General features: G+C 41.2%; 7 protein-coding genes. 3 read left to right on the forward strand and 4 right to left on the reverse strand.

The annotated features are described in order from the left end of the window. Positions 1-28: 28 nt before the first annotated feature. Positions 29-268, forward strand: a complete 240-nt coding sequence (locus tag AC5JM2_RS09570; protein WP_495834657.1) for a hypothetical protein — start codon at positions 29-31, stop codon at positions 266-268. 517 nt (positions 269-785) lie between these two features. On the opposite strand, the gene AC5JM2_RS09575 is transcribed toward AC5JM2_RS09570, so the two are convergent. Continuing rightward, positions 786-1,004: a hypothetical protein gene (locus tag AC5JM2_RS09575; protein ID WP_495834658.1), complete on the reverse strand. Its 219-nt coding sequence runs from the start codon at positions 1,002-1,004 to the stop codon at positions 786-788. A 571-nt stretch (positions 1,005-1,575) separates the two neighbouring features. Here AC5JM2_RS09575 and uvsE point away from each other — a divergent pair. After that, positions 1,576-2,502, forward strand: a complete 927-nt coding sequence (uvsE, locus tag AC5JM2_RS09580) for a UV DNA damage repair endonuclease UvsE (protein ID WP_495834666.1) — start codon at positions 1,576-1,578, stop codon at positions 2,500-2,502. 276 nt (positions 2,503-2,778) lie between these two features. Here uvsE and AC5JM2_RS09585 read toward each other — a convergent pair whose 3' ends face one another. Continuing rightward, positions 2,779-3,126 carry a hypothetical protein gene (locus AC5JM2_RS09585; protein WP_495834659.1) on the reverse strand — a complete coding sequence of 116 codons (348 nt, stop codon included), beginning with the start codon at positions 3,124-3,126 and terminating at the stop codon, positions 2,779-2,781. A gap of 15 nt (positions 3,127-3,141) precedes the next feature. Further along, a complete protein-coding gene (locus AC5JM2_RS09590; RefSeq protein ID WP_495834660.1) occupies positions 3,142-3,336 on the reverse strand; it encodes a hypothetical protein in 195 nt (64 codons plus the stop codon). A 404-nt stretch (positions 3,337-3,740) separates the two neighbouring features. On the opposite strand from AC5JM2_RS09590, the gene AC5JM2_RS09595 reads away from it, so the two are divergent. Then, positions 3,741-5,339: an Hsp70 family protein gene (locus AC5JM2_RS09595; RefSeq protein ID WP_495834661.1), complete on the forward strand. Its 1,599-nt coding sequence runs from the start codon at positions 3,741-3,743 to the stop codon at positions 5,337-5,339. A gap of 134 nt (positions 5,340-5,473) precedes the next feature. On the opposite strand, the gene AC5JM2_RS09600 is transcribed toward AC5JM2_RS09595, so the two are convergent. Further along, entirely contained in the window at positions 5,474-5,989 is a 516-nt protein-coding gene (locus AC5JM2_RS09600; RefSeq protein WP_495834662.1) for a L,D-transpeptidase, read from the reverse strand. Positions 5,990-6,213: the final 224 nt, after the last annotated feature.

Here is a 6,213-nt window from a genome sequence, read left to right on the forward strand (position 1 = left end):
AGTGACTTTAAGTAAATACAATTGCAGCGTGAATCTTTACGGAAAAACTAAAAAAGTTTTTAAAGATTTCATATCAATTGGTATCACACATGTAGAGAACGCTACATCGCTCAACGCGGCGGCAGGTGCTACAAAAAAACCCGAACGCCAGATACCTCTGTCGGGAAACCCTCATCAAGTACTGGCTCCCCAACGCACTGGGGAAGCCGTGCACGCGAGTGGCTCTGTTGCATGTGAGTCAGCCTGTTGGGGAGGTTCTCTGTGTTGAGTGCGACTGACTCTCTCGTTGGGTGACGTCTCTTACATTGGTTCTTGTGATACCAATTGTCCATTATTGTTACAAAGTATTTGAACAGCAACCGTATTGTCGTAAAAAGTACTTATCTTCAAATTTATACCAAATACAGTGCGAGCCTTTCGGCTCGCACTATGTTCACAAAATTGAGATGCTCCCAAGACATCAGGAATTTAGGGGAGTGGCGAATCAATTTTGGTACAAAATGAGACTTTCCAAACATTCTCTCATCTCAACAAAATCCAAATCAAACAACTTAACTGATGTTATTTGGCAAAAATTAGAACCAGTTGCGTAAAATTTTTTCGATTGTCATTAATTATGGTGACATAAAAAAAGTCAAAGGTACTCACAAATAAAGGTTTAGACGTATAGGAGCGCAATTGGTAGAAAATGGATTTTATCGAGATCAGACATTCAAGCTTTACTTTTTTAGTTTGATCGCTGCTAAAGAGTGCATTCCATTCAAAATCAAACATGGAAAATGGAACTATACCCTAGATGTAGGCTTGAGAAACCACCAAGCGACAAGGAAGATTCCAGCTGTAAATAGTTGCGTTAGATCCATCGCAGACAGATAACCATCGGAAAACGAAGCAATACTGCGATCAGTTATACCAAATAGCCACGACGAGATACCAAACACCCAAATTCCATTTTTTATATTTCCTACAAATTGTTTAGAGTCTGATGAGTGCCGATTTTTCATGATTTTCTCCGTAGGTGAAGAATCTGATAGTTAGAGGATGCGCCAGCGGCGGATACCAGCCACTAGTAGATTTCAGGTGTTATTTTTCCCTCAGCTGAAAGTTTTTCTGACTGTGGCTCTTGAACTTTATATTTCTTTCATAAATTTAACAATTTTTAAGGTACTTGACATAACTGCCAAAAGGTACATATCCTCATGTTGTGAGGATAATATAATCTAGATGTACTTTTTGTCAATAGGTTTTCAATCCTAAAATGTAAAGATTGATTGATTGGTTGGAGAAATAACTTAAAAATCATTGATTTTTCGCTATTAATCTTTGTGTAAGCAGATATGCTTTTACAGCGTTGTTTTATCGTCTCTACGGAACTGGAAGGTTTTGGCTGTTGAGAAGATGGCAAGCAAGATAAGCGAAAAAAGATTTTTACACGTTTAAATCCAACCACCAAGCGGGTGACTTCTGCCTTTGGATACTCATCATTCCGGGGCAGAAATGAGTTAAATCAAGAAAGTGATAGCAATATGTCATATGTCAGCAGTGCGGGAGTCGAAATCCCCATCAGGGGTTGTGATGAACAATTCACCTAATGCACAGCAGTTGCAAAAAACTGCTTTACCGCACTTAGGATTAGTTTGCATTACATTGTCCAAAGAGGTGCGCTTTCGGACAATAACGCGTAAGCGCTACTTAGAACTCCCAGAGAACCAACGTGAAACCGCACTAAAAGTCATTTATCGGGAGAACTTACAGCGCTTAGATTTGGCGTTAACTTTTTGTGTGCGCAATTCAATACAGCTTTATCGAATGTCCTCTGCTTTATTTCCGATGAGTGACTTGGAGGATGAAGTGGGCGCAACTGTTCTAGAGAATATGAGCGCAGATTTAGCCAAAATCGGGCAAAGGGCAGTAAAATTAGGCATCCGAATGGTATTACACCCGGATCAGTACGTTGTGCTCAGTTCTGATTCACCGCAAGTGGTGGCATTAAGTCTTAAAATCTTAGAGCGACACGCTCGCACACTAGATTTACTAGGTTTACCGCGTTCTTGTTGGTCATTAATGAACATTCATGGTGGCAAATCTCAACGTTCGGATCAACTGGTGGATGTTATTTCTGAATTACCAGAAAACATCAAAAGTCGCTTGACTTTGGAAAATGACGAATACGCCTACAGTTCCAGTGAAATTTTAGAAGTTTGTCAACGAACTAACATACCATTAGTATTTGATGCTCATCACCATATCTGCCATGAAAGTTTAGACAGTTACGACGATCCAAGTGTTGCCCAAATGTTTTATGCTGCAAGGGAAACTTGGGCTAACCCAGACTGGCAGTTAGTCCACATTTCCAACGGTCAACAAGCTTTCGGTGATAGAAAACATAGTGATTTTATTAACGCTATGCCCAGTGTTTATCAACAAGCGCCTTGGATAGAAGTCGAAGCAAAAAGCAAGGAAGAGGCGATCGCCCATTTACGTTCTTGGTGGCTGCAATAAATTCTGTTGTCTACCCCTTCCCTAATCTTGGGTATCTGAGTGCGGCTTGATCTTGCTTAGCCACTTTTTTGATTCTTCCAAGATTTCCCTTGTTCGCTTCATATGCTCCCGAGAACCCTGGAGATGTTCATTTGTTATTTGTATACGTTCCTGGGAGGACTTCTCTAATTTTTTTGCTCTTTCATTCATAACTCAAGTAACTCTTTGATAATAAGCGTGAATTATAAACAATATTTAAACTACTTTACTTTGAGATCATTCCCAAAACTTAATTTTTTATTTTGTTGTTTTTCTAAGCTGAGTCCAATTTTTCTTAAATTCAGTGTAGCAAGTTTTCAAGTTAACAAACTGACAAGCAAGCTTTTTATACCGAGTTTCAAGCTCTTGTGAATGAGTTCTAAGTTTCTTGGAATGAGCTATAATCTCATTAGCAATTTCCTTATTGAAAGTATTTTTTTGAAAAATTACCTTGTCCATCTTGTGCAATTCTTCTGATTGAACTTCTTCACCATTGATCATAGTAAGTAGCTCTACTACTGACTCGCTAGCAGATTTTTCAATTTTAGAAATTGTCTCTTGTAATTCCTGAGCCTTAAAGAGTGTTGAGTGTTCTAAACCTGTCACAGGGAAGTCACCCCTTCAGGGGTGACTTCCCTGTGACAGGAGTGCAATACACAAATTTTGGTTTGTCGCCTTTAATTCTTGCTCTACCTCTTCGGGTTGCTGCTGTCTGTACTGCAAATGTAGGTTTTGGCTCTCTACCAACTCACACAAAAACTCTGGCTGCTCACGTAAAAACTTAATATGAGTTATAAACAGCGAAAAATTTTTCATTTCCAAAGCCTGTTTCTTGTTCAACTTAGCGCTCTTGGCGCTTTTTCCGGATTATTTGAATGATATTTGTCTAGAGGAGTGATCCACCATCTAGCTTTGTAATGATTCTTACATATAAAACTTAACAAAAAATCATTCTTTTAGCTGTTGACAAAGCCCTTTCTTGCAACTGAGAAGGGAAGAGATAGCTATGCTGCTGCCTCAATATAATCATTGGGAGGCTCTGCCTCCTTTAAGGCATTCCCATGCAGAGCATAGGAACGAGAGAAACAAAAGAAAAATTAATCGTCCCAACGCCACTACAGCCAAGGCTAGTGTGCTTATGGCAGAAGTCCCCTTGCGGAGGTTTGAGATGAGAAAATAATCTCATGCTTTGCATATTTGCATGAGATGATTAAAAAGTTATGGCAATAGCAATAGATTTTGGTACAAGCAACACAGTCATCGCTCGCTGGAACCCTGTCACCCAACAACCAGAAACTCTCAACATACCTGGTTTATCTATTCAACAAAGTCTCAATCCCCCACTGATTCCTAGCTTGGTTTATGTTGAAGATGCCTCGAAGGGGCAAGTGTTATTGGGTCAACAAGTGCGCGATCGCGGTCTTGATTTAAAAAATGACCCGCGATTTTTCCGCAGCTTTAAACGCGGTATTGGTGCAGACATCCAAGGTTTCTTACCAGAGTTGGATGGACAAATCGTTACTTTTGAGCAGGTGGGGCAATTGTTCCTCTCTCAAATCATTGAGCAATTGGCACCACTGCAAGGGGGAATAGATTCTCTGGTGTTAACTGTACCTGTAGACAGCTTTGAGGCTTATCGCCACTGGCTGGGACAAGTTTGCCAAACCCTACCCGTTGAACAAGTGCGGATGCTGGATGAACCAACAGCAGCGGCTTTGGGCTATGGCTTGGCAGATCAAGAAATTCTCTTGGTGATTGACTTTGGCGGTGGAACGTTGGATTTATCTCTCGTGCGGCTAGATCAAACCGTGCAAAGAATTCAAAAGCCGGTAGGATTTCTTCTCAAGTGGGGTAACAAGTCCTTAGCCGAAGACTCAAAGCAAAAGGTAAAAACCGCTCGCGTGTTGGCGAAAGCTGGGCAAAATTTGGGTGGTACTGACATCGATAATTGGCTGGTTGATTACTTTGCCAAAACTCAAGGGTTGGTGGTGAGTCCTTTGACAACGCGACTCGCAGAAAGAGTGAAGATTCAACTTTCAAGCCAAACCCAAGCAAGCGAAGTTTATTTCAACGATGAGACGTTTGAGAGTTATGAGTTAGATCTCAACCGCGACACTCTAAACACTATCCTCGCAGAACACGCGTTTTTTGAACGACTTGATGAGTCGATGACTTCTCTGTTGCAGCAAGCACGACGCCAAGGGATAGAAGTTTCAGATATTAACGCTGTTTTACTTGTCGGTGGAACTGTACAACTGAGCGCAGTACAAACATGGGTTAAGCAGTATTTTAAACCAGAAAAAATTCGTTGTGAGCGTCCTTTTGAAGCCATTGCCCAAGGCGCTTTACAAGTTGCTCAAGGCGTGGAAGTGAAAGATTTTCTCTACCATAGCTATGGTATCCGGTATTGGGATCGCCGCAACAAATGCCATAGCTGGCATCCTATTGTTAGGGCTGGTCAGCCTTACCCGATGAGTCAGCCAGTAGAATTAGTTTTGGGCGCTTCTATGGAGAGTCAGCCCAGTGTTGAATTAATTATGGGTGAGTTGGGTGCGGATACGGGCGGTACGGAAGTTTATTTTGATGGCGATCGCCTGATTACTCGCAGTGCAGCCAGCTGTCAAACAAACGTCAAACCCCTTAACGATAAAGATGGGGCAAGATCAATTGCTCAACTCACACCACCAGGGTTTCCGGGGAGCGATCGCATCAAAGTTGGCTTTCAAGTTGATGAACAACGCTTTTTGCGAATCACAGTTGAGGACTTGTTGACAAGTGAAACGCTGTTGGAAAATCAAGTTGTGGCGCAGTTGAGTTAAATCAGGGAACAGGGAACAGGGAACAGGGAACAGGGAACAGTAAACGACTGATAACTGATAACTGATGACTGATAACTGATAACTGAAAAATATGGTTTGTAGTCAGCGCTTCGGTGCTGACTACAAAACATTCCCTACCTTTGCACTACCACTGGCGTTCCTATCGATGCCCAGTTAAACAGCAATTTAGCGTTTTTGGGAGCTATATTTATACAGCCATGACTGATTGGTGTTCCAAATTTTTTATGCCAGTAAGCACCATGAATTCCATAACTTCCGCTGTAATACATAGTATATGGAACGTCAGGAATATCATAGTCCTCACCCTGCATTCGGGCAGACTTGTACTTGGATTGAATTTGAAAAACACCAGTAGGAGTCGGGGTAGATTTCTTACCTGTAGAAATAATAAATGTATAAACAGGTTTGTCACCTTCCCAAGCTGTTAAGCGTTGGTTTGAAAGCTTAATTTGAATCCAACGCTGTTCGGATTGTTGTAGCACTAGTATTTGTTCTTTAACCGTCTGGCTTTTTGATTGCGCCCAAACCTGATTGGAAGCACTCAAAAAAACGTTTAAAGTCAGTGCCATTCCAGTTATGAATAGCTTCAAGGGACGCATCGACATAGGAGAAAATAGACTGTTGATCATACATACACTCAAATAACAGCCGTTTGGGGAAAGTTTTAGCTTTCTCCTATAATTCCTATTTTATTGCATCAAAATCATGGTATTTTGTTTAATTTCATATAAATTGAAGCATCAGCGACAATACCCGCCTCAGTTTAGATCACAAGGTATACTCGAAGTCAGCAAAAGAGGTGTAATACCGTTTCACTTTAAGGTTGATACAAATAGGCAGCAGAGGAGCAGAG

It is taken from the genome of Brasilonema angustatum (assembly GCF_059505445.1).

Coding starts and splice junctions, on each gene's coding strand:
- AC5JM2_RS09575 (WP_495834658.1), bottom strand. CDS start 1,004: ATGAAAAATCGGCACTCATCAGACTCTAAACAATTTGTAGGAAATATA.
- AC5JM2_RS09590 (WP_495834660.1), bottom strand. CDS start 3,336: ATGAAAAATTTTTCGCTGTTTATAACTCATATTAAGTTTTTACGTGAG.
- AC5JM2_RS09600 (WP_495834662.1), bottom strand. CDS start 5,989: ATGATCAACAGTCTATTTTCTCCTATGTCGATGCGTCCCTTGAAGCTA.
- AC5JM2_RS09595 (WP_495834661.1), top strand. CDS start 3,741: ATGGCAATAGCAATAGATTTTGGTACAAGCAACACAGTCATCGCTCGC.
- uvsE (WP_495834666.1), top strand. CDS start 1,576: ATGAACAATTCACCTAATGCACAGCAGTTGCAAAAAACTGCTTTACCG.